Genomic DNA, 23,869 nt, shown 5'->3' with positions numbered 1-23,869 from the left:
TTAAATGAAGTAGACGTGCGTTGGGCAAGGCGTTGATTCATGGGGCTATCCTCACAATTGCGCATACCCTCACGGTAAAAGATAATTTAGGCAAATAGCAATACGCTTTTAATATAAAAAATATTTATCAATAATAAGCATTGCTAAACTTGCAGCCGCTTCAGGGATAGATCTCCATTCCTCAGCTCAGCAGAGTGCTAAACTGTTCAGCAACTCAAACTCTGATGAAGTTTTGTCTAGAAATTTTTCAATTGCTTGCATAAACTCATTGACTGCTTTATTCATTTTGGCCTTGCTTGAATTCGTTAAGGAAGAGACTCAATGCGTCCACTGGTTGCTAACTACTACCTGACCTACCGCTGTAACGCCCGCTGCCACTTTTGCGACATTTGGGCACTGGAACCGGGCAAAGAAGCTGATTTTAGCGCCATCCAAACCAATCTCCGCGATTTGAAACGTTTGGGGGTCAAATATGTGGACTTTACGGGGGGTGAACCGCTGCTGCGTGCCGATGCCCCAGCCATCTACCGTGAAGCCAAGCGTCTGGGTTTCATCACCAGCATGACGACCAACACGATTCTCTATCCCCGCCGTGCTAGGGAAATTCAGGGCTTGGTGGATTTCTTGAACTTCTCCCTCGATGGGCCTGATGCGGCCACCCATGATCAGTCGCGGGGCGTGAAAATTTTTGACACGTTGGTGGAGTCCGTCAAAATTGCCCTTGAGCTTGGTGAATATCCAGTGCTGAATCACACCGTCACTGCTCAAAATTATGAACGGATTGGTGAGGTGGCCGAATTTGCCCAAAGTCTAGGGGTACGGGTTTGGTTGAATCCCGCTTTTACCGCCCATGAACACTACAACGACAAGAAGAACCCCACCCCTGAAATTGCCGACCACATTGAACAAAATGCGAAGAAGTATAACAATGTTGGTTACAATAAGGCAGCATTAGCCCTCATCCGTGCGGGGGGAAACAATACCCAAAATCCCCGTTGCAAGGCGGTGGATGCGGTGATTGCCATTTCCCCCAATGATGAGTTGCTTCTACCCTGCTACCACTTTGCGCAGAAGGGAGTCCCCATCAACGGTCGCCTGTACGAGCTGTACAAGTCCTCCGAGGTGGTAGAGGAGTATCGCCGCTCCCAAGGCCGACTCTCCGTCTGCGAAGGCTGCACAGTGTGGTGTTATCTCATTCCCAGCTTCTTTAAGGGAGTGGATAAGTACTGGTTTCTCAATCAGGTGACCTATGCCGGAGAATTCCTGGCCCGAAAACAGTTTCTACAACGAAGCCGATCCCCTCGACGAACTCCTGTCGGAGTGGGTTGATGCCCCAGAGAGTCCTCCATTACAACCGCGTTCTGAGGGTCGCCGTCGCAAGGCTTTCCTAGCGCTTTCTCTGATTTGGGGGAGCACGATCGCCCTGCATCTGATTGTGGGTGGCATTTGGCTGATCTATGCCCTAACGCTGCTAATGAGCTTGCAAACACTGCGCTACTGGCGAGCCAAGCCACAAACGCTACCTGCATTAGAGGCCACAGAAAGTGTGCATCCAATGGTGTCTTTGGTGGTGGCTGCCAAAAATGAAGAGGCGGTGATTGGTCGCCTCGTCAAAAACCTTTGCCGCTTGGATTATCCCCACTACGAGGTGTGGATTATTGATGACAACAGTAGCGATCGCACCCCCGATATTTTGAGTGAACTACAAAAGCAATATCCTCACCTCAAAGTGCTGCGGCGGCTGCCGGGGGCGGGCGGGGGTAAGTCCGGTGCCCTCAATCAAGTCCTGCCCCTGACGCGGGGGGAGATTATTGGTGTCTTTGATGCCGATGCCACCGTCCCTCAAGATTTATTGCAACAGGTGGTCAACCGCTTTCAGGTGGCCAGTGTCGGCGCGGTGCAAGTGCGCAAAGCCATCAGTAATGCCAATATCAATTTGCTGACCCAAGGCCAAGCGGCAGAAATGATCCTCGATGCCTACTATCAACAGCAGCGGGTCGCCTGCGGGGGTATGGGGGAATTGCGGGGCAATGGCCAATTTGTGCGGCGGCAAGCTCTAGAGCGCTGTGGCGGCTGGAATGAAGAAACCATTACTGACGATCTGGATCTCAGTCTGAAGCTGCATCTCCATGGCTGGCAGATTGACGTGCTGATGAATCCAGCGGTACAGGAGGAGGGGGTGACCACACTCGTGGCGCTGTGGCACCAACGCAACCGCTGGGCTGAAGGGGGCTATCAAAGCTACTTGGACTACTGGCAACCGCTGCTGCGCAATCGCCTTGGCTGGCAAAAAAGTTGGGATGTGCTCTGCTGGTTTTTGATCAAATACGCCATTCCCACGGCCACAATTCCCGACCTGCTGATGGCTCTACTGCGTCACCGCAGCCCGATGCTAGTACCCCTGACGACACTGAGCTTTACGATTTCGATGGTGGGGATGTTGCGGGGCATTCCGCAGGCACAATCGGTGAGCATCTGGCAACTCTTTTGGCAAAGTTTGCGGGGAACCCTCTATATGCTCCATTGGTTACCAGTGGTGAGTACGACGACGCTGCGTATGGCCGTACGGGCGAAGCGTCTCAAGTGGGTAAAAACCCTGCACCACGGCGTCTAAACCTAAACATTGGCTAAAAAAAGATCAGTGTGGGGACAACCTTGAGCTAGGCTAGGGTCAGAGTTTTGACTGGTTTTGCCATGTCTCGCAATAGCAACCTGCTGCCTTTGCTGGTGTCTCTTGTCCTCACCTGTGGTCTATTGGGGGTGGGGGCGGTGCTCGTGATTCGGTTACTGGGCAATCAAAATCCCCTTGAACAGGTGACTGAAAACTTGGGGGTGCCCCAGAGTACGCCAGAGATGGCGGCTGCGAATTTCAGCGATGTCAGCAATGTTCCCAGTGGTACGTTTCAATACGGGGGCAGTACGACGTGGGCACCGATTCGCCGCGATGTCGATCCCCTGATTCAGTTAGCTTGGCCCAATTTTCGCCTGCGCTACACCAACCCCCCCACCGGCACGCCAGGCTCGGGCAGTGGCATTCGCATGGTTCTCAATAATCAACTTGCCTTTGCCCAGTCCTCGCGCTCCCTCAATCCACAGGAGCGGCAGCAGGCGCAGAGCCAAGGGATAAAATTGCTGGAACTACCGGTGGCGATCGATGGCATCGCGATCGCTGTCAATCCCAACCTCCAGATTCCTGGCCTCACGGTACAGCAAGTGGTTGATATTTATACCGGAAAACTCACGAACTGGAGCCAAGTGGGCGGTCCGAATCTAGCCATTACTCCCTTTTCACGGCGGCTGGAAGATGGCGGAACGGTAGAGTTTTTCGTCCAAGATGTCTTGGGGAACCAGCCATTCAGTCCCAAGGTGGTGATGGTGCGGGATACCACAGATGCCCTACGGCGGGTGGGGGCGACCCCCGGCGGCATTTACTATGCCTCGGCACCGGAAATTGTTGGTCAGTGTAGTGTGCGACCCTTGCCCTTGGGACGGCAGCCCAATCAGTATGTTCCCCCCTATCAGGAGCCCTATGTGGATCCGTCTCAATGTCCACAGCGACGGAATACGCTGAACTATCGCGCCTTTCAGGAGGGCAGTTACCCCCTCACCCGTCGTCTGTTTGTCATTACTAAGGATGACAATAGCCCGGATGCCCAAGCCGGTCGTGCCTATGCAGACCTGTTATTAACGGATCAGGGTCAAGCCGCAATTGAAAAAGCCGGCTATGTCCGCTTGCGCTAGGGGAGCCAGATGTTTGATAAACCATTGAATCGAACCTATGAGCGGATCATGGTGGCCATTGCCAGCGCCAATTTTCTGTTGGTGCTCTTTGATCTCACCTATATTCCCCTACGGGACTTCTGGCTTTTGGGAAAGATCCGCATTCCCCTGATTCAGCGGGTGATTTATCTGCCCCAGCCCTTGCCGATGACTGCCCTTTATGACCCCATTAAGGGAATCGAACCCCACCGGACGACGGAGCGGTACATCAACACGGTCAACCAACTCCGGCAAACGATTACCACTGAAGGGGTGGATGCCGCGGCGACGCAAGCACTCCTAGCTCAGTTGCGCGAGCAGAGTAAAACTATGGTGGACACCGACCCCTTTGCCCTTGCCAATAAAACCGGCACCCTTGAGCGAATCAAGAACCTGATGCGGTTGCGGGTCTTTGGCGATCGCAATGCCTCCTCTAAACAGTCCTTTGAGCGCTTTTGGAGTCCGGAGTACATCAATGAACGGGACTGGCAGACCAGCCTTGCTTGGTTTGAGGCGCAGATCATTCCCCTGATGGCTACCAACTATTGGCGCCGCTACGGTGAGGATGGAAATTTTATTGACCGCTTTGATGCCATTGATCTTCCCTTCACTCTCCTGTTCTTTGTTGAATTTTTGGGGCGGACGTTTTGGCTGAGTCGCCAGTATCGCGCTTATCACTGGCGAGATGCCATGTTTTGGCGCTGGTATGATGTGCTCCTCTTTTTTCCCTTTTGGTGGTTGGCACCGACGTGGGCATGGCTGCGGATTATCCCAGTGACCATTCGCTTGGATCAAGCGGAGATTATCTGCCTTGATACCCTTGAGCGGCAGGCGTCGCAGGGGGTTGTGGCAGCGATCGCCACCGATATTTCGGAAGTGGTTGTCCTGCAAGTCCTCACCCAACTGCAAAAAGCAATCCGTCGCGGCCAATTGAGTCGCTGGCTACCGCGTGTCTCTGGCGGCCAAGGGAGCAAGACGCTCAATGACATTGATGAACTGGGGGAACTGGCAGCCTTAGTTGTGCAGGTAGTCATTTACCGCGTGATCCCCCAACTGCGACCAGAAGTGGAAGGCTTAGTGGCCTACAGTGTCGATCAAGTCCTACGGCAAGCGCCCCCCTATCGGCGGTTATTGGAAATTCCATCCCTTGAGGCCTTACCGCGCCACTGGCACCAATCCCTTGCCAAGGAGATTAGCGATCGCCTCTTTCTGCTATTGGAGCAAGCGAGCAAACACCAAGGCAATCCACCCCGCGAAGGCGCATTACTGGTGAGTCAACTGGCGCAAAAATTTGGCCAAACCCTGACTGCCGAACTCCAAGAGGAACAGGTGGGCAAGGTGATTCAAGATCTGTTGGTGATGTGGCTAGAGGAAATCAAAATTAATTTTGTGCGCCAGACCCACCTTGAAGGCATTGAAACGGTTTTGGATGAAACCCGTGCCCTGCAGGAAAGCTTAGAACAGGGACGGCTCAAACCTTAGGCTATTCAAGAGGTTGGAGCAGCCAGAGAGCCGTGTAGGTGGTGTCATTGGGAGTCGGTTGAATGAGGAGAAAGTGCAGACCCTGAGTGGAGCGCAGGCGATCGCGAAACACTTCCCCTGCCCGAGCAATGTCAGTATCTTCAAACGTCAAAAAGACCCAGCGATCGCGCAAGCCGCTGTGCAACACCACCCCACAGGGTTGCCCCGGCACAAACTCCAAACGATAGGGCAGTTGCTCTTGGAACCACCGCGCTAGCTTCAGGGACTTGCGACCGCCATAGAGAATAATTCCCGGAATCAACGTATCGGGAGCCAGCCCCAAAGACTCTGGCAACATTGCCATCTCAAAGGCCAGAATCCGCAGCGGATATTGCATCAGTTGTGCCAAGTCGGGGGGAGTAATTGCTGCAAACTGCCAAGAATCTCCCCAAATATCATCGGGCAGGGGCAATGGCGGCGGCTGCTCAATGGCCAAGGGATCGTAGGCTTCACCGGTGTAGGTTTTCAGGCTTTGGTATTCCTGAGTGCGTTGGCACAGGTAGTGCTTCAGAGCCGGGGTGCGGCGGGTGGCTTCGAGGGGAAGGTTGAGTTCTTGGCAAGCCACTTCCACGAGGCCTAAACTCTGGGGACGAAAGACCTGTACTCGCTCAGGTAAAGGCTGACCACAATTTTGGAATTCTGTAGCCAGCCATGAACTGCTCACGAGGGGTTCTGGGCAAAAAGCCGTGTAGTAAAAATTTTCCTCAGGGTCACAAATCACGAGTTCCCACAGATCAAGACCACTGGGGGTACGCAACGGCCGACGGTAAAGGTCAACTTGCCAACAGGACATGGACGGAAATGAGCAGCAAAGGAAGTTAACAGCCTTTTCACAACCATTGAAAGCCGCTAAGCTTGCCGCTAATTCTGCTGATGCGTCCTCAAGCGAGAGAAAAAGGCTATCTGTTGCTATTGTGCCTTGTTTTGCCTCCTCTGCTAGGGTGTTTTAGGCCTGAATTTTTTCAATACCTAGGCCACAACTTTGCCACGAAACACTAAGTAATTGTAGAGATTGTAGGCCAGCATAATTGGAATTAAGAAAGCGACGAAAATCAGCATAAAGACTTGGGCGCTAGGAGAGGCGGCCGCTTCGTAAATGGTGACGCTGGGGGGAATGATGTTCGGAAAAATGACAAAGCCCAAGCCAATAAATGACAGGAGAAACAGTAAAAACGTCCACACTAAGGGCATGACTTCTTCCCGTTTTTGTAAACTACGCAGCAATAGAAAAATCAGCAAGATACCCAAAATGGGAATGGCGGCAAAAATGTAGAACAGCGGTGGCTGAAACAGTTGGGCACGCAGGTGCTCATGGAAAATGGGGGCGCTAATGGTAATCAACACAGCACCGATAAACGTTGTCCAAGCTGCAATCGTGGCCGTGCGGTAGTGGGTTTGCTGCAACTCACCCGTGGTTTTGTAAATCAGATAGGTTGACCCAATCAGCACATAGCCCTGAATCAGCGTCAGTGCCACTAACACCGAGTGCCACGTCAACCAATCCCACATGCCTCCAGCAAAGTGACCCGCAGCATCTACTTTGATGCCCTCAAAAACAGTGCCCACCGCAAAGCCCTGCCCCAAGGCAGCCAAAAAACTGCCAATGCCAAAGGCAAGGTTCCACACCCGTTTATTATTGGCATTCTCGCGAAACTCAAAGGACACTGCCCGCAAAATTAGCCCCACCACCATAATCACTGCGGGTAGGTAAAGGGCATTGAGGATGGTGGCATAGGCCAAGGGAAAAGCACCAAACAGCGACCCCCCCATCAGCACCAGCCATGTTTCATTGGCATCCCAAACATTGCCAAGGCTGGTCATGAGGATATTGCGGCGCCGTTCGTTACTGCTGGTGAGAGAAAGAATGCCAATGCCTAAGTCAAACCCATCTAGGAGAATGTAGAGAAAGAGAAACAACCCTAGGATAAAAAACCATACCTGCGGCAAAAAGTGCTCCAAGGGTGCAAGGGGATTCGGTTCCATGGTGTACTCCCTTATTGTTGAGTTTCTAGGGGACGGCGATCCGGTTGGTGCTCTGCTAGTTTGATGCGGATTTCCAGTTGTTCAGCATTGTGCAGCCCCGGCACCGGCAAGGCAACATTGGGGCCTTTTTGGATGATGCGACTGCCAAAGAAGAGGGCAGCAAAGAAGAAAATGGTGTACAGGGCAACCAAGCCACTAAGGGAAAAGAGCACCACTTGGGGCGGTAAATTGGAGGCCGCTTCTGCCGTCCGCAACTGGCCATAGACAATCCACGGTTGACGGCCGACACAGCGGACAATCCAACCGGCTTCGACGGCAAGGTATCCCAAGGGTCCTGCAAAGATCCAGCCCCACCAGAGCCACTGGTAATTGCGTAGGCGATCGCCCTCGAGGCCTGTGCGCCACCAGACAAAAACGGTGACGATCGCGAGAGCCGCGAGGTACAGACCAATGGCCACCATCAGGCGAAAAGAATAGTAAATCAGGCCAATCAAATGGGGGCGATCGCTAGCGTTCCACTCCTTCAAGCCCAAGATCGGTGTGTCTAACTGCGGTTTCAACTCCAGTAGGTAGCTCAGCAGGCCGGGAATTTTCAGTTCCAAGGTATTTGCTTGGGCGGCCTCATTGGGTAAGGCAATCACACTCCAATCGGCAGGGGTGCCTGCGGGTATCGTTTCCCACAGGGCTTCCATGGCGGCTAATTTGGCGGGTTGGTAATGATAGACCTGCTCAGCACTGAGGTGGCCAACAAACACCTGTAGCGGTGCAATCACCAAGGCCATCACCAACACCACCTTCAGGGATTTCGTGAAGAAATTGGGCAGGCGATTTTGCAGTAGATACCAAGCACTAATGCCGCCAATAACAAACAGCGAGGTTTCTAGGGTGGCAAAGAACATGTGGAAAAAACTCTTGACCATGAAGGGGTTGGCAATGGCTTGGAAGTAGTCTTGAACGCGGAACTTACCCTCGACAAAGACGCCCCCCGCTGGTGTCTGGAGCCATGAGTTGGCCGAGAGAATCCAGAAGGTGGAGAGGTTCGCACCAAAGGCGACACAGATGGTCGAAATCCAGTGCATCACTGGCGGTACCCGTTGCCAGCCAAAAATCATAATGCCCAAGAAGCTGGCTTCCAGCATGAAGGCCATGGTGCCCTCAAACCCCAAGACAGTGCCGAAGAAATCCCCCACTGCTTCCGAGAAGGGTGCCCAGTTGAGGCCAAATTGAAAGGCCATGGGCAACCCCGAAGCCACGCCAATACCAAAGTTGAGGATGTACAGCTTTGACCAAAAGCGAGCATGGTGATAGTAGGTCAGGTTCTTGGTTTTCAGCCATAGCCCCTCAATGACCACGAGGTAAATACTCATGCCCGTCGTCAAGACCGGCCAGAGCATATGGAAAATGGCCGTGAGGGCAAATTGCCAACGGGAGAGAACAATGGTATCGAGACTAGCCAAGGTCATAACGCCACCCTAGGGGTTGATCTGCCTTACTTTTAGCAACCCCCTTTGAGCGGTGACAAGGAGAATGGCGAACCGCTGCAAAAATTTCAGCTTTGCTTAAGACTCTGGTGAAGTGATGGGCACTGAGCAACTACACACGAGGTGGCGATCGCCATAGGCATTGTCAATGCGGGCAACCGCTGGCCAAAATTTGTACTCCCGCAGCCAAGGGGCGGGGTAGGCAGCCACTTGCCGTGAATAGGGGTAAGGCCATGGCTCTGTGGCCAGCATCAGGGCGGGATGGGGGGCATTTTTCAGGGGGTTTTGCTGGCGATCGCTGACGCCCGCCTCAATTTCAGCAATTTCGGCGCGAATGGCAATCATCGCCTCACAAAAGCGATCCAATTCCGCCTTGGTTTCACTTTCTGTCGGTTCAATCATCAGCGTGCCCGGCACCGGCCAAGAAATGGTGGGGGCATGGAAGCCATAGTCCATCAGCCGCTTGGCAATATCTTCTACCTCAATTCCCGCGGATTTTTTCAGCGGACGCAGATCGAGAATACACTCGTGAGCCACCAAACCGTGGGCACCTTTGTAAAGAACCGGGTAGTAGGGTTCAAGGCGTTTGGCAATGTAGTTAGCATTGAGGATGGCAATTGCGGTGGCGCGTGTCAACCCCACCCCCCCCATCAGGGTAATGTACATCCACGAAATCGGCAAAATACTGGCACTGCCCCAAGGGGCGGCAGTCACCGGGCCAATTTCCGATCCTTGGGGAATCAGCTGCGTGGTTGGCAAGAAGGGGGCTAAATGCGCCTTGACCCCGATGGGTCCCACCCCCGGCCCACCGCCGCCGTGGGGAATACAAAAGGTTTTGTGGAGGTTGAGATGGCAGACATCGGCACCAAAGTCCGCCGGACGGCACAGCCCCACTTGGGCATTCATATTGGCACCATCCATATAGACTTGACCGCCGTAGCGATGGATGATCTCACAAATTTGGCGAATTCCCGTTTCAAAGACACCGTGGGTCGAGGGATAGGTGATCATCAAGGCCGCTAGGCGATCGCCATAGGTTTCGGCCTTGGCCGCCAGATCCGCCACATCAATATTGCCCTGGGCATCGCAATTGACTGCCACCACCTGCATGCCAGCCATGACCGCACTGGCAGGGTTGGTGCCATGGGCAGAGGTGGGAATCAAACACACATTGCGCTGGCTTTCGCCGCGGCTGTGGTGGTACTGGCGAATCACTAGGAGTCCCGCATATTCCCCTTGGGAACCGGCATTGGGTTGTAGGGAAATGGCATCAAAGCCGGTAATTTCTGCCAGCATTGCCTCTAGCTCACGGAACAGCTGCTGATAGCCTTGGGCTTGCTCAGCCGGGGCAAAGGGATGCAGTTGATTGAATTCTGGCCAACTGATGGGCAGCATTTCCGCCGTGGCATTGAGCTTCATGGTGCAGGAGCCAAGGGGAATCATCGAGGTGGTGAGGGAGAGATCCTTGGCCTGAAGGCGGTGAATGTAGCGCAGCAGGGCGTGTTCGCTGTGGTAGTCCTGAAAGACGGGGTGCTGCAGGTAAGCAGATTGGCGTTTTAGGGTTGGCGGTAGGCGATCGCCCGTGGCAACTGCCGCAGGACTTGTGCCAAAGAGCGCCAGTAAATCCGCCACATCTTGCTCGGTGGTGGTCTCATCGAGGCTGATGCCGACACTGCCATCCTCAAAGTAACGCAGGTTGATTTGCGCCGCTGCTGCCCGCTCCTTGAGCACCTGTACTGGCAGGTTCCCCAAGCCAATGCGTAGGGTGTCAAAAAACTCAGAATGGTAGAGTGGATAGCCCGCTGCTGCTAAGCCTGCTGCTAGGGTCACTGCCCGTTGATGGATGCGCTCAGCGATTTGCCGCAGCCCCGCGGCTCCATGATAGACGGCGTACATACTGGCAACAACTGCGAGGAGAACTTGGGCAGTGCAGATGTTACTGGTGGCCTTTTCGCGGCGGATGTGCTGTTCACGGGTTTGCAGGGCAAGGCGCAATGCTTTTTGACCGAGAGCATCGTGGGAAACCCCCACTAGTCGGCCGGGTAATTGCCGCTTAAAGTCTTCCCGGATGGCAAAGAAGGCGGCGTGAGGCCCCCCATAGCCCAAGGGCACACCAAAACGCTGGGAGCTGCCGACGGCAATATCTGCCCCCAATTCTCCCGGCGGTGTCAGCAATGTCAAGGCCAGCAAATCAGTGGCCACCGTCACCAAGAGTCCCCGTTCATGGGCAGCGGCAATCAGGGCTTGGGGCGATCGCACCGCACCATCGCTGGCGGGATATTGCAAGAGCAGGCCAAAGGCATTCTCCCAAGGCAATTCACTGGCGATCGGGTCAATGGGTACAATCTCAATGCCAAGGGGCAGGGCACGGGTGCGCAGCACTGCTAGGTTTTGGGGATGGCTATCCTGCGCCACCAAGAAGCGGTTGGCTCCCTTTTGACGGCAGGCATTCAAGCTCAGCGTCATGGCTTCAGCGGCAGCCGTCGCCTCATCAAGGAGAGAGGCATTGGCAATGGGCAAGCCCGTTAGATCGCTGACAAGGGTTTGAAAGTTGAGGAGGGCTTCGAGGCGTCCTTGGGCAATTTCCGCTTGGTAAGGGGTGTACTGGGTGTACCAGCCGGGGTTTTCCAGAATGTTGCGCTGAATCACCGCTGGCGTAATGCAGTTGTAATAGCCCATGCCGATGTAGCTGCGCCAAACTTGGTTTTGCTGGGCAAGGGTGCGTAATTTTTGCAGGGCTGCTGTTTCACTGAGACCTTCACCCAGAGCGAGAGGGCGTTGCAAGCGAATTTCCGGGGGAATGACGGCAGTGATCAGCTCCTTGAGGCTGCCATACCCCAACAGGCTCAACATTTTGGGTAGATCGGTGGGCGTAATGCCAATGTGCCGCGCGACAAATTCGGCATCGGTCTCTAAGTTGATCTCCAGTTGGGGCAGTGAACTTACCATCGCTATCGCACTCGTGTTGTAAATCGTTCATATATCTTAATTCTTTGGGCAGGGTTTGCGGGCATGGAGCACCTGCAAGCTGCGCCCGAGGTGGTAGGTCTGCCGCTCGACAGTGAAGCCCTGTAACCGTAGCTGCTCAGCTAAGTCCGTTTGCAGCAGTTGCCAAGCGGTTTCCGTTTCAAAGAGCCAGAAAAAAAGAGCCATCCCCGGCCAAAAGAGAGGCACTTGGGGACGATGAAAATCAATCAGGGCAAACCAGCCACCGGGCTTGAGAACCCGCCACACTTCCGCCACAATGGCACGCAGTTGTTCCGCAGTCATTTCATGCAGCGCCATGCTGGTGTGTACCAGATCAAAGGTGGCATCGGCAAAGGGCATCTTCTCCGCAAAGGCTTCCACATAGGTGGCTTGGGGCACGCGCTGCCGAGCACGGGCGATCTCCTTCGGGGAAGCATCTAGTCCCGTGACCTGATCAAAAGCTTGAGTTAAGGCTTGAGTCACCACGCCATGGGCACAGCAAAGGTCTAAAACCACGGCACTGCGGGGTAAGTCCAAATCTTGCCAAGCCAACCGATGCAGGCGATCGCTCCCCCCCACCGTTATTGCTGCGAGGGCACTAATGGTGTCGTAGAGCCACGGATATTGATAGCTCCAAGTGCGTAAAATGGTTGCCACAGCGCTGGATCAAGCCTTGAATTTTGCAGAATTGGAACCAGTTCAGTGTCAGTGTACCGCCTTTTGGGTAACGATTCCTTGAGAAAGGACTGTTATAGTCTTATGTGGTAGCGAGAATCCGTAGTTGTAACGGTGTCGGGAGTGAGCATGGGTCAACCATCCATCTGCCAACAAAGCAGTCTGCTGCTGGGGAGCCTTGTGGCGGTCTTGATCACCATGAGCGGGGGGGCGATCGCCCAACCCAACCCTACGGCCACCGATCTCCTGCCCTTCAATCCCAATCCCGATCCCCTCTATCTCCCGAGTCGTCCCGATCAAGTAAAAATTGATTTGGATCGCCCCATTACCCTCAACGAAGCGATTGAACTGGCGCGGCGGAATAATCGCCAACTGCAAATCCTTGAGGCGCAACTGCAACAAAGTCGGGCGGTTCTGCGCCAAGCGGAGGCGGCTCTCTATCCCAGCATCTCCTTGCAATTGGGGATTAGTCGCACGGATTCAGCGGCGATTCGCCTGCAAAATGCCCAACTACCACCCCCCTTGCAGGCCAATCCCACCAGCAATACTTGGACCAGCACGGTGCAACTGGGCTACAACATTTTCACCTCTGGCCAACGGGATGGCAGTATCAAAGCAGCACAGGAACAGGTGCGCAATGCCGAACTGGATCTGCAGCGAGAATTTGAACAACTGCGGCAGGATGTCACCAATGCCTACTACAACATTCAACAGGCGGAGGCGCTGGTGCGCATTGGTGAAGCAGCGGTACAAAACTCGCAAATTAGTCTACGGGATGCGATCGCCCGCGAACGGGCTGGCTTAGGCACGCAATTCGATGTCCTCACAGCACAGGTGCAACTGGCCAATAACCAACAGCAACTCGTGCAAGCCCAAAGCCAACTGCAAACGGCTCAACGCCAACTGGCACAGCTGCTCAGTCTCAATGACAAAGCCAATGTGCGGGCGGCTGACCCCATTCGGGTAGTTGGGGAATGGAAACTCTCCCTTGAGGAGAGCATTGCCTTGGCGTTTCGGAATCGTGTGGAATTGGAACAGCAACTGACACAACGAAATGCAGCACTGCAGCAGCGCCGGGTGGCCTTGGGGAATCTAGGGCCGCAGTTGGTGGCCGGCGGAAGTTTTAACACCCTTGATAGCCTCACAGATGGGAGGGCACCCCGTTGGGGATATACGGTTGGGGGTCAAATGAACCTGACCCTCTTTGATGGCGGGGTCTCCCGTGCCAGTGCCGCCCAGCAGGAAAGCGCTGCCGCGATCGCTGAAGCCCAGTATGCCGCCTTTCGCAACTTAATTCGCTTTCAAGTGGAGCAGGCCTACTACACGCTCAAATCCAGTCAGGAAAATATCCGCACCAATGAAGTGGCGGTGCGCCAAGCCACCGAGGGACTGCGCCTTGCCCGTCTGCGCTTCCAAGCAGGGATTGGCACCCAAGCGGAGGTGAGCAATGCAGAAACGGCTCTGATTCAAGCCCAGAGCAACCTGTTGAGTTCTACCATTGACTACAACCGAGCGATCGCTGCCCTGCAACGCTTTGTGAGTGGCTTACCCTTGACGGCAACGCCTTGATGTTTGGTTTTTTGAATCTGAATAAACCCGCTGGCTGCACTTCCCACGACTGCATTAACGAACTGCGAAAGCGGCTGCGGCTCAAGCGCATTGGTCATGGGGGCACATTAGATCCAATGGCCACAGGGGTGCTGCCGATCGCCCTTGGTGCAGCGACGCGACTCCTCTCCTATTTGAGCGATCGCAAGGCCTATATTGGCACGGTGCGCTTTGGCATCACCACAACCACGGATGACATTACGGGTGACATTTGCCAAGAACAATCTGCCAGTCACCTCACCCTTGAGGCCATTGAGGAACAGCTTCCCCAATTCATTGGCCAGATTGAGCAATATCCCCCCGCCTATAGTGCGATTCAAGTGGATGGCCAGCGGCTCTATGCCCGTGCCCGTGCGGGTGAAGTCGTGAGCGTGCCGCCGCGGATCGTTGAGGTGTACAGCATTGATGTCTTAGATTGGCAAGCAGGATGCTACCCAGTATTGACCCTGCGCATTACCTGTGGCGGTGGCACCTATATTCGCGCCCTTGCCCGCGATTTGGGGGCGGCACTGGGGGTAGGGGGAACGCTGGCAGCCCTGCAACGGATTGAAAGTGGTGGCCTGAGGATTGAGGAGAGCCATTCCCTAGAAAGCATTTCGCCAGAGCATTTACCACTGCGCCCGCCCCAAGCGGTTCTCTCACATCTACCGTGGCTTGAACTCAATGAAGTACAACTCAACGACTGGTATCATGGCCGCGCCGTGATTGGTGAGGGGCTACCGCCGGCGGAGAGGTTCGTGGGCGTCACCTTTGCCGCTACCTGTGTGGGGATCGGAGTGAGTGGGGGCGATCGCCTGCATCCCAAGGTGGTTCTCAAGGCATAACGGTGTCTTCCGAAGCATTTTTCTAGTGCTAGCTTAGGAAAAAGAAGCAATCAGCAGGTGAAGGAATGGGGGTTCGTTGGCTGCAACGTCTCATTTGTTGTTTGGTGGTCTTGGTGGGAGTCTGGGGCATTTTCCCCACTGACTCGGCGATCGCCCTAACGGAGGAACAAAAACTCTTTAATGAGGCATGGCGCATTGTCAACCAAGCCTACGTGGATCCCTCTTTTAATGGCCAAAACTGGTGGCTGGTGCGCGAAAAGGCGCTGAAACGTCCCCTACCCAATCGCGAGGCGACCTATGAGGCCATTCAAACCATGTTGGCGAGCCTAGAGGATCCCTTTACACGGCTACTGCGCCCCGCCCAATTTCGTAGCCTGCAAACCACCACGGCTGGGGAACTCACTGGTGTCGGCTTGCAAATTAGCACTGACCCTGAAACCGGTGTCCTCGAAGTGATTGCTCCCATTGATGGCTCCCCTGCTGCCCAAGTGGGGATTCAACCCCGCGATCGCATTCTTGCCATTGATGGCGTCTCCACCACCCAGCTCAGCCTTGATGAAGCCGCCGAAAGAATGCGGGGAGCCGCCGGTTCTGCTGTGCATTTGTTGTTACAACGGGGCAGTGAAGCTCCTCAAGAAATCACCCTGAAACGGGGACACATTGAGATTAATCCGGTTATGGCTGAGGTTCGCCAAGTGCAGGGACACACCATTGGCTATATTCGCCTTGGTCAATTTAGCGCTATGGCGGCCACAGAAATGCGCAAAGCCATTCAAATGCTAGAGCAGCAGGGAGCGGAGGAGTACATTCTTGATCTGCGCAATAATCCGGGGGGACTGTTGCAGGCGGGGGTGGAAATTGCTCAACTGTGGTTGGATTCGGGGGTCATTGTCTATACCGTCGATCGCCAAGGGATCATTGATAGCCTCAATGCCAACGGCGGTGCCCTCACCCATGATCCGCTCGTCGTTCTCGTGAATGGCGGAACCGCCAGTGCCAGTGAGATTTTAGCCGCTGCCCTGCAAGATCATGGCCGTGCTCGACTGGTGGGCGATCGCACCTTTGGTAAAGGCTCGATTCAGTCCCTCTTTAACCTCAGTGATGGCTCTGGCCTTGCGGTTACCATTGCCCACTACGAAACCCCTAATCACCACAACATCAACAAAGTGGGGATTGAGCCAGATCGGCGGGTTCTCGATGCTCCCGAGAGTCTCATGGCTATGGGTACAGCAGCAGATCCCCAATATCTGGCGGCCCTAGAGCTGCTCCACAGTCCGGTGCAAGTGGCCACTAACGCAGGGTGACAAACTCCTCCGCCGTCGAGGGATGAATGCCCATCGTGGCATCAAAGTCCTTCTTGGTGGCGCCCATTTTGAGGGCGATCGCGATCCCTTGAATAATCTCAGCCGCATGATCCCCCACCATGTGGGCACCGAGCACCCACTCCGTATTTTTCTCCACCACCAATTTGACGATCACCTTTTCATCTCGACCCGTGAGACTGTGGTACATCGGGCGAAAGGCCGCACGGTAGATTGTCACATTCTCTTCCCCCAATTTCGCCTTGGCCTGCGCCTCAGACAGCCCCACCGAAGCCGCCTCCGGCTGGGAAAACACCGCCGAGGGAATATTCTCATAGCTGAGGGTGCGCGGTAGATTACCAAATTGCGTATCAGCAAAGGCGCGTCCTTCGGCAATGGCTACGGGAGTGAGGTTGACGCGGTTAGTGCAGTCCCCGACAGCAAAAATGTGTTCTTGATTGGTGCGGTAGTATTCATCCACAGCAATGGCGACAATCCCTTGACTATTGGCCGTAAGATGCACCCCCGCCTGATCAAGACCTAGCCCCTGCAAGTTGGGCGCACGCCCCACGGCACACAGCACCATATCAACTTTAGTTTCACAGGCTTGCCCCTGCTGTTCGTAGCGAATGCGGATATTGCCCTTCTTGGTGAGCTTCAAGCCCGTAATGTGGCACTGGGGACGGACATCAATGCCGTGGCGAATCATCCCCTCATAGACACCATCTTGAATGTCTTGATCAAAGCCGCGCAGGGGGCGATCGCCCCGCAGAAAGTGAATGACCTCCGTGCCGAGTCCCTGCATAATGCCGGCAAACTCAACACTGATGTAGCCGCCCCCAAGGATAGCCATGCGCTTTGGCTGCTTGGGCAACAAAAACATCTCCCGCGAGGTAATGCTGTGTTCAATGCCCGGCACATTGGGCTTAATCGCTTCGCCCCCGACAGCAATTAAGATTTTCGCCGCTCTCACTCGCCGTTGCACCTGTCCTTGGCGATCCACGAGTTCTAGGGTGTGGGGGTCAGCAAAGCGGGCAAAAAAGGGCAGCAGTTCGACCCCGGCTTTGGCAAGGTAGCTAATGTGCAGTTGACTGAGGCGATTTACCTCTTGGTTCACTGCTTGAATCAGTCGCTCCCAGTTCAACTTGGCTGCAACGGGGCGCCAGCCATAGCCGACAGCGTCTTCAAAGAGGTGGCTAAACTTGGAGCCATAGACCATGAGCTTTTTAGGGACACACCCCCGAATCACACAGGTACCGCCGACTTTATCCCCTTCGGCAATAGCCACCCTAGCGCCGTAGGAAGCTGCCCGCTTTGAGGCCGCCAAGCCACCGGAGCCGGCACCAATCACAAATAGGTCATAGTCGTAGCTCATCCTTGCTCCCCAAAACCTAGCCTCAGTCTAGCGAAATCTGGATCGGGTTACATGAAGGCTTGGCGATGAATCGCTTGTAGGGCTTGGTATTCAGCAGTTTTGCCAAGACGGCGCAGCGATCGCAACCGCTGTTCAATGAGCATCCGCGCATCGGTGCGACTAATAGACTCAAACGCCATCCCTGCCGGCCGTTGGCTGACAATGAAGAACAGCCGCTGTGCATACAACGTGGTAAAAAGTTGCCGATGCTCATCAATAGGGCACACCCCATAAAGCAAGCCAAAGGTGGGGTGATTGAGATACTGCTCAGCGGTCATCGAGGGTTTCATTCGTAGAGAGAACCTACCTCGCAAAAGGATCGTGACAGGTCAACACGGCAAGGGTGGCTTGTGAGGGGCAAAAACAGGAGAAAACCGCAGGGGGCGGCTAAAATAAGTAAAACATTTGACTAAAAACTTTTCAGATTATACTCAACCCTTTCCTCCTCTATGACGCGCTCCCTTCCCCCCTTTTGGCCCAGTGTGTTTCACCGCTGCGGTGTGATCTTTTTTGGCACGCTAACGTTTTTTTTCACATTGGGGGTGGTGGGCTTCAGTGCCACGATCTTCTTTGCCCTCCTCGGGGTCTTGTTGGCGCCCGCCAGTGAAACCAGTCCCTACGAGCACGTTAGCGGCAAGGAGGGCAGTCGCGATCGCATTCTCAGAATTGACATTACTGGGCCAATTCTCGGCAGCCCGCAAAACGAAGAAGATAGCTTCTTTGCGCCCCTTGTCGGTGTCACCTACGGCTATGAAGTGCAGCGGCAGTTGGCAGAGGCGGCTAAGGACGAAACGATTAAGGCTGTCTTTGTCAATATCAGCACTCCCGGCGGCACGATCTTTGGCTCGCAGGCGATCGCCGAAGGCATTAGAAGCTACCGCGCAGCCACCCAAAAACCGGTCTATGCCTTTATTGAGGGCATTTCTGCCTCCGGTGGCGTTTGGGCTATGGTGACAGCGGATCGGATCTACGCTGATCACGGCAGCATGATTGGCAGTATTGGTATTCTCGGCCCTAGTGTTTTCTACTACGATCGCCCCACCAGTCTCGATAATGGCCTATTGATGGGAGGCGTTACTGCCAACCGTATTGAAGAACGGACACTGAGCGCCGGTCGTAGCAAAGATATTGGCAATCCCTTCCGTCGCCTCACCCCCCAAGAAATTGAGGTCTTCCAAGCCGGCCTTGAACAGGAGTACAGCAAGTTTATTAATCATGTGGCGCAGGCACGGGGCATTGATCCCAGCGTTATTCGCAACAAAATGGGAGCAATGATTTTCAGTAACGAGCAGGCGCAGCGCTATCGCCTCATTGATGGCACCCGCAGCCGTCCAGACACCCTCAGTGCCCTTGCTAGTGCTGCCAAGCTCAAGAAAGGAGAATATGCCCTTGTCCGTTTTCGGCGCGATCGCTCCCCTTTGATCAATCAACTCTTTGGTGTCCAGTCACCTCCCCCAGCACCAGAAACCCAGCAGGTGTGGAAACAAGAGCAACTGTGTGCCCTCAGCCAATTGCGCGCCCTTGCCTACTATGGTTCCCTCTCTTGCCACCGCCAGTAATGCGTTTCGATATTATTACCCTCTTTCCAGAGTTCTTTGCCTCCCCCCTCGGCAGTGGCTTAATGGCCAAAGCCTTGGCACGCGGGATTGCCGAGGTCGTCCTGACGAATCCGCGTGACTTTAGTACTGATAAGCACCAGCGGGTGGATGATGAACCCTACGGGGGGGGTGTGGGCATGGTGATGAAGCCTGAACCCCTCTTTGCGGCGGTGGAATCGCTGCCCTCCTTGCCCCGCCGTGAAGTGATCTATGTCACCCCCCAAGGGCAACCCCTGACCCAACAGCACCTCTGGCATTGGTCGCAGGAGCGAGATCAACTAGTGATTCTCTGTGGTCACTATGAGGGCGTGGATGAGCGGGTCGTCGAGCATTTGGTGACCCAAGAGATCTCCATTGGCGACTTTGTTCTCACTTGTGGGGAAATTCCAGCTCTGGTGATTCTCAATGGTGTGCTGCGACTGCTGCCCGGCACGGTGGGCAAAGCGGCTTCCCTGCATCAAGACAGTTTTGAGGACGGTTTATTGGACTATCCCCACTACACTCGACCCGCAGAGTTTCGGGGGTGGACGGTACCGCCGGTCTTACTTTCTGGTCACCATGGGGAAATTGCTGCTTGGCGGCGGGCACAGCAAATTGAACGCACTCGCCAACGCCGCCCAGATCTGTATGCGCGCTGGCTGGCTCAGCGGGAAGCCACACTCAAAACCAAGGAAGGAGAATAGGAAATTACTTTATACTTCTTAAGAAAATCAGTTATAAATCAGTTATATGTCAAAAAAAAAAATAATAGCAAGTACCATCGTAATTATTACGAATATGTAATCAGAAAGCTGCTGCGCTTAGCTTTAGTCAGGAGCCCCAGTAACTTCCTACGATTAATCCTATGGATAGTTTGTTCCCCACTTTCCTAAGGCCTGCCACCCCCAATGCCAGTGGCGGTGCAGATTCAGTGATCGACCGGTCAGATGGAATGGGGAAAAGTGATGGGGGGCACTACCTAACAGCAATCCTAGGGGCGTTACCAATTGCTGTGGCTCTTGCTGATCCCGCGGGGGAAATTAGCTACATTAACCCCTTTGGCCAAAGACTCTTGGCGGTGACGGATCCCCAAGCGGCGGCAGCCGACATTTGGGCAAATCTGCAGGTTTACTACTGCGGTAGCGATCGCCCCTATCCCAAGGAAGAGTTGCCCAATAGGCAAGTCCACCAGCGTTTAGAACCCTGTTCTGTGGCCGTAGATCTGCTGTTGAGCGATCGGCGATTAACCCTAGCAATCCACGCCCGCCCCATTGTTGATCCCAGCGGCAATCTGCAGTGCATTGTGCTCACGTTTCAGGACATTACTGGGCGCCAACCTCAGAAAATACAGCCCCAAGGGCTTGCCTGTTCTCGTCAGCAGCAGCCTGATTCTAGGCAGTGTGACTCCGGCATCTTCCAAGACCAAGGTGATTTTCTTCTATCCCTGCACCCAGATACCACCATCCTATTTGCCAATGAGGCCTTTTGCCGCTTCTTTAACTGTTCTGCTGCTGAAGTCACTGGTCGCCCCTTAGGGGAGTTCGTCTGCTGTGAAGATGCCGTTTGTTTCCAAGCGCAGGTGATGCAGCTTACACCCGCTGCGCCCCTATTTACCTGCGAAAGTTGCCTACCTCATCCCCAAAAAGGGAGTCGCTGGATCCAGTGGCTGAATTCAGGGGTTTTTACGGCTGATGGTTCCCTCAGTGGGATTCAATCCGTTGGCCGAGATGTGACCACGCTCAAAAATCAACTACTGCGCGAGCAGGCTCTCAATCGTGTCATTCAAGCCATCCGCAATTCCCTTGACCTTGAAACCATCTTTGACACCGCTGTGCGGGAAATTGTGGAAATAGGGCTGGGATGGGATGCCTGTGTGGTTCGCTACCTTCCGGAAAGGCAGGTGTGGCAGCCGGTTGCTGAATATCACAGCGATGCCAATGCGCCGCGGTTTCTTGGCTTTGAAATCCCAGATCAGGACAATCCCTTGGCCACACGGCTGAAGGCAGGAGAAGTGGTTGCCATCGCCGACACCTGCCAACTGACCGATGCAGTGAATCGAGCCTTTGCGGAACAATTGCCGGGGGCATGGTTACTGGTGCCTTTGATTGTTAAAGAGCGCCCTTGGGGCAGCCTGAGTTTGTTTGTGCCGCACCAAACCCATGCGTGGTCAGAAGTGGAAATCAATTTTATGCGTACCATTGCCACCCAACTGGAGGTGGCGGTTTACCAGGCCAATCTATACGCCCAAGCCCGCAAAGAACTGGCTAAACGTTCCCGTCTTGCCGCGGCATTGCGCAAGAGTGAAGAACGGTTTCGTTTGACAGCTCTTCACCTACCTGGTGCCCTGTTTCGCTATGAACAGTACCCCGATGGTCGCAATCGGGTATTTTATCTGAATCCAATGTGCGAACGTCTTTGGGGCATCCCGGCGGCGGTGGCTGCTGAGGATGGTGAAAGTTTGTGGCAGCTGGTACATCCAGAGGATCGGGAAGCCACATGGCAATCGGTTCTCTATTCTGCGGCAAATTTGACGCCATGGCTTTGGCAATGGCGCATTATTCATCCCACCAGCGGCGAAGTGCGCTGGCTAGAGGGTGCCGGACAGCCCACCTTGGCGGCTAATGGGGTCGTGGTCTGGTACACCGTGATCTTGGATGTCACTGAGCGCCATTTGGCCGAAGAGCGCCTCAAGGAGCAGCAGGCCCAGCTAGAGGTGGCTATCCGTGCTTCCAAGATTGGCTTTTATTTTCATGACCTCTCTACGGGAACCATGCTTGTTTCGCCAACCCACAGAGCCCAGCTGGGCGACCTGCCTAGGACTGAAGCGTTCAGTTGCGCAGATTGGCAGGAGCAACTCCATCCCGAGGATCGCGATCGCGCCCTTGCGGCCTACGAGCAATTTCTGCGCGGTGAAGCGGACTATGACATTGATTTTCGCCTGCGCCACCACGATGGAACCTACCGCTGGTTCCACAGCAATGCCGTGTTAATTCGGGATGCCCAAGATCGCCCCTCTAAGGTGGTGGGTACCCATATTGATATTACAGACCGCAAAGCTGCTGAACTGGCGCTGCGCGAAAGCGAAGAACGCTATCGACTGCTGGCGGAAAACATGACCGATATTGTGTGCCTTTTAGATCGGGAAGGCCGGTGTTTGTATGTTAGTCCCTCCTATGAAACCCTATTGGGTTGGTCTTCTGGGAGGCTCATTGGTCAGCATTTTACGCAGTTGTGCCATCCCGATGAGCGATCGCGGGTCAAGCAGGAACTGCAACAGATGCTTCAGCAGCAGCGGTTTTGGCCCATCACCCATCGAGCCTGTACAGCGAATCGGGAGTTGCTCTGGCTAGAAACCCTCTTCAAGCCCCGCTACGACAGTCAGGGACAATTGCAACAGTTGCAGACCAGTTCCCGCGATGTCACCAGTCGGGTACAGGTGCAATTGCAGCTAGAGCATGAGGCCTATCACGATCCCCTGACAGGGTTGCCCAACCGCCTCTACTTCATGGAGCAGTTGGCAGCCACAATTGCCGCAGCTCAAAGGAATCCTGAGCTTCACTATGCCGTGCTGTTTTTGGATGTGGATCGCTTTAAGGTGATCAATGACAGCCTCGGCCATGCAGTGGGCGATCGCCTGCTCATTGCCTTTGCCACTTTGCTGCGGCGTCTCATCGAAAATAGGCATATTGTGGCTCGCCTCGGCGGAGATGAGTTTGTGATTTTGGCAACCGCTTTACCCAACTTGGAGAGTGCCATTGCTCTTTGCGAGCAAATTACCCGTTGCCTCCAAGAACCCTTGGTCGTAGAGGAGCGGCAAATTTTCCTCAGCAGTAGTATTGGTGTCGTCTTTGCCCAAAATGAGTATAAAACGGCTTTTGCTGTCCTTAGGGATGCCGATATTGCCCTGTATCAAGCGAAAGCCCACTCCACAAGACGCTACGCCATCTTTAACGCCCAGATGTACGAACAGGTGCTAGAGCGCCTCCACCTTGAACACGATCTGCGCCATGCCCTCAGCCATGGAGAACTGCAGCTGTTTTATCAGCCCTTTTTTAATTTGGCAGATCAACAACTGGTGGGCATGGAGAGCCTAGTGCGTTGGCAACATCCTGAACGCGGACTGATTCTGCCGGGTGCTTTCATCTCAATTGCTGAGGATACAGGGCTGATTGTTGACCTTGACAAGTGGGTTTTGGAGCAGGCTTGTCGACAGTTTTGGTTGTGGCAACAGCAGTTCCAAGGGGCAGCCAACTTGATCCTGAGTGTGAATGTCTCGGCCAAGACACTGAAGCACCCCAGTTTCCTCCACCACCTTAGCCGCATTCAGCAACAGTATCCCTTGGGCAGAGGACAGTTGGTTCTAGAACTCACCGAAAGCATCGCCCTTGAATTGGGCAGTGAAATGCTGAGTCTCCTAGAGTCACTGCGGGAGCGCCACATTGAAATTAGTATTGACGATTTTGGAACGGGCTATTCCTGCCTGAGTTATCTCCACAGCCTACCGATTCACCACCTCAAGGTGGATCGCGCCTTTGTCCAGCAATTGGAAGACAACCAGCGCAACCTCAAAATTACCAAGATGATTTTAGTCCTTGCTCAGGAGTTGGGCTACCGCGTTATTGCCGAAGGGATTGAAACCCGCGACCAACTGCACATCCTGCAGCGACTGGGGTGTGATTATGGTCAAGGGTATCTCTTTGCCCGACCCATGCCTGCTGAAGCACTCGCATCCCTCTTGAAAGCCCACTAAAATATTGGC

The 23,869-nt window shown here is 54.3% G+C and carries 17 protein-coding genes; 10 read left to right on the top strand and 7 right to left on the bottom strand.

Annotation, left to right across the window (positions count from 1 at the left end; genetic code table 11):
- Positions 1 to 321 precede the first annotated feature (321 nt).
- The 4 genes from RHK62_RS00940 (at position 322) to RHK62_RS00925 (ending at position 5,241) form a co-directional block, all read left to right on the top strand.
- Complete coding sequence (locus RHK62_RS00940) at positions 322 to 1,329, top strand: radical SAM protein (RefSeq protein ID WP_206200669.1); 1,008 nt, start codon at positions 322 to 324, stop codon at positions 1,327 to 1,329.
- Complete coding sequence (locus RHK62_RS00935; RefSeq protein ID WP_310453126.1) at positions 1,250 to 2,614, top strand: glycosyltransferase family 2 protein; 1,365 nt, start codon at positions 1,250 to 1,252, stop codon at positions 2,612 to 2,614. The genes RHK62_RS00940 and RHK62_RS00935 overlap by 80 nt, the downstream gene beginning before the upstream one ends.
- 80 nt (positions 2,615 to 2,694) lie before the next feature.
- The gene (locus tag RHK62_RS00930) at positions 2,695 to 3,741 is read left to right on the top strand and encodes a PstS family phosphate ABC transporter substrate-binding protein (RefSeq protein ID WP_302678611.1); all 1,047 of its coding nucleotides are present in this window, start codon (positions 2,695 to 2,697) and stop codon (positions 3,739 to 3,741) included.
- A gap of 9 nt (positions 3,742 to 3,750) precedes the next feature.
- Positions 3,751 to 5,241: a hypothetical protein gene (locus tag RHK62_RS00925; protein WP_310453125.1), complete on the top strand. Its 1,491-nt coding sequence runs from the start codon at positions 3,751 to 3,753 to the stop codon at positions 5,239 to 5,241.
- 1 nt (position 5,242) lies between these two features.
- Here RHK62_RS00925 and RHK62_RS00920 read toward each other — a convergent pair whose 3' ends face one another.
- From RHK62_RS00920 to RHK62_RS00900, 5 genes are all read right to left on the bottom strand, one after another.
- Complete coding sequence (locus tag RHK62_RS00920) at positions 5,243 to 6,073, bottom strand: Tab2/Atab2 family RNA-binding protein (RefSeq protein WP_310453124.1); 831 nt, start codon at positions 6,071 to 6,073, stop codon at positions 5,243 to 5,245.
- Between the two features lie 176 nt (positions 6,074 to 6,249).
- A complete protein-coding gene (gene cydB / locus RHK62_RS00915) occupies positions 6,250 to 7,263 on the bottom strand; it encodes a cytochrome d ubiquinol oxidase subunit II (RefSeq protein WP_206200665.1) in 1,014 nt (337 codons plus the stop codon).
- Between the two features lie 11 nt (positions 7,264 to 7,274).
- A complete protein-coding gene (locus RHK62_RS00910; RefSeq protein WP_310453123.1) occupies positions 7,275 to 8,726 on the bottom strand; it encodes a cytochrome ubiquinol oxidase subunit I in 1,452 nt (483 codons plus the stop codon).
- A 96-nt stretch (positions 8,727 to 8,822) separates the two neighbouring features.
- A complete protein-coding gene (gcvP, locus tag RHK62_RS00905; protein WP_310453122.1) occupies positions 8,823 to 11,693 on the bottom strand; it encodes an aminomethyl-transferring glycine dehydrogenase in 2,871 nt (956 codons plus the stop codon).
- 36 nt (positions 11,694 to 11,729) lie between these two features.
- Positions 11,730 to 12,368, bottom strand: a complete 639-nt coding sequence (locus RHK62_RS00900) for a methyltransferase domain-containing protein (protein WP_310453121.1) — start codon at positions 12,366 to 12,368, stop codon at positions 11,730 to 11,732.
- Between the two features lie 147 nt (positions 12,369 to 12,515).
- Between RHK62_RS00900 and RHK62_RS00895 the strand changes: the two genes are divergently transcribed.
- The 3 genes from RHK62_RS00895 to ctpA all read left to right on the top strand — a co-directional run bounded on the left by RHK62_RS00895 (position 12,516) and on the right by ctpA (position 16,122).
- On the top strand, positions 12,516 to 13,955 hold the full coding sequence (locus RHK62_RS00895; RefSeq protein WP_310453120.1) for a TolC family protein: 1,440 nt from the start codon (positions 12,516 to 12,518) through the stop codon (positions 13,953 to 13,955).
- Positions 13,955 to 14,818, top strand: a complete 864-nt coding sequence (gene truB, locus RHK62_RS00890) for a tRNA pseudouridine(55) synthase TruB (protein ID WP_310453119.1) — start codon at positions 13,955 to 13,957, stop codon at positions 14,816 to 14,818. The genes RHK62_RS00895 and truB overlap by 1 nt, the downstream gene beginning before the upstream one ends.
- Before the next feature lie 65 nt (positions 14,819 to 14,883).
- A complete protein-coding gene (gene ctpA, locus RHK62_RS00885; protein WP_310453118.1) occupies positions 14,884 to 16,122 on the top strand; it encodes a carboxyl-terminal processing protease CtpA in 1,239 nt (412 codons plus the stop codon).
- Here ctpA and gor read toward each other — a convergent pair.
- Together gor and pipX are read right to left on the bottom strand one after the other, a co-directional pair.
- On the bottom strand, positions 16,109 to 17,494 hold the full coding sequence (gene gor / locus RHK62_RS00880; RefSeq protein ID WP_302678604.1) for a glutathione-disulfide reductase: 1,386 nt from the start codon (positions 17,492 to 17,494) through the stop codon (positions 16,109 to 16,111). The two genes, ctpA and gor, sit on opposite strands and share 14 nt — an antisense overlap.
- Positions 17,495 to 17,541: 47 nt before the next feature.
- Positions 17,542 to 17,823, bottom strand: a complete 282-nt coding sequence (gene pipX, locus RHK62_RS00875) for a transcriptional coactivator PipX (protein ID WP_225901608.1) — start codon at positions 17,821 to 17,823, stop codon at positions 17,542 to 17,544.
- 159 nt (positions 17,824 to 17,982) lie between these two features.
- On the opposite strand from pipX, the gene RHK62_RS00870 reads away from it, so the two are divergent.
- The 3 genes from RHK62_RS00870 (at position 17,983) to RHK62_RS00860 (ending at position 23,860) form a co-directional block, all read left to right on the top strand.
- On the top strand, positions 17,983 to 19,092 hold the full coding sequence (locus RHK62_RS00870; protein WP_310453117.1) for a S49 family peptidase: 1,110 nt from the start codon (positions 17,983 to 17,985) through the stop codon (positions 19,090 to 19,092).
- The gene (trmD, locus tag RHK62_RS00865) at positions 19,092 to 19,814 is read left to right on the top strand and encodes a tRNA (guanosine(37)-N1)-methyltransferase TrmD (protein WP_302677013.1); all 723 of its coding nucleotides are present in this window, start codon (positions 19,092 to 19,094) and stop codon (positions 19,812 to 19,814) included. The genes RHK62_RS00870 and trmD overlap by 1 nt, the downstream gene beginning before the upstream one ends.
- Positions 19,815 to 20,062: 248 nt before the next feature.
- Positions 20,063 to 23,860, top strand: coding sequence for an EAL domain-containing protein (locus RHK62_RS00860; protein WP_310453116.1), 3,798 nt, complete (start codon positions 20,063 to 20,065; stop codon positions 23,858 to 23,860).
- Positions 23,861 to 23,869: the final 9 nt, after the last annotated feature.

It is taken from the genome of Thermosynechococcus sp. HY213 (genome assembly GCF_031460975.1).
Classification (GTDB): domain Bacteria; phylum Cyanobacteriota; class Cyanobacteriia; order Thermosynechococcales; family Thermosynechococcaceae; genus Thermosynechococcus.
This window is presented reverse-complemented; position numbering and strand designations above follow the sequence as displayed.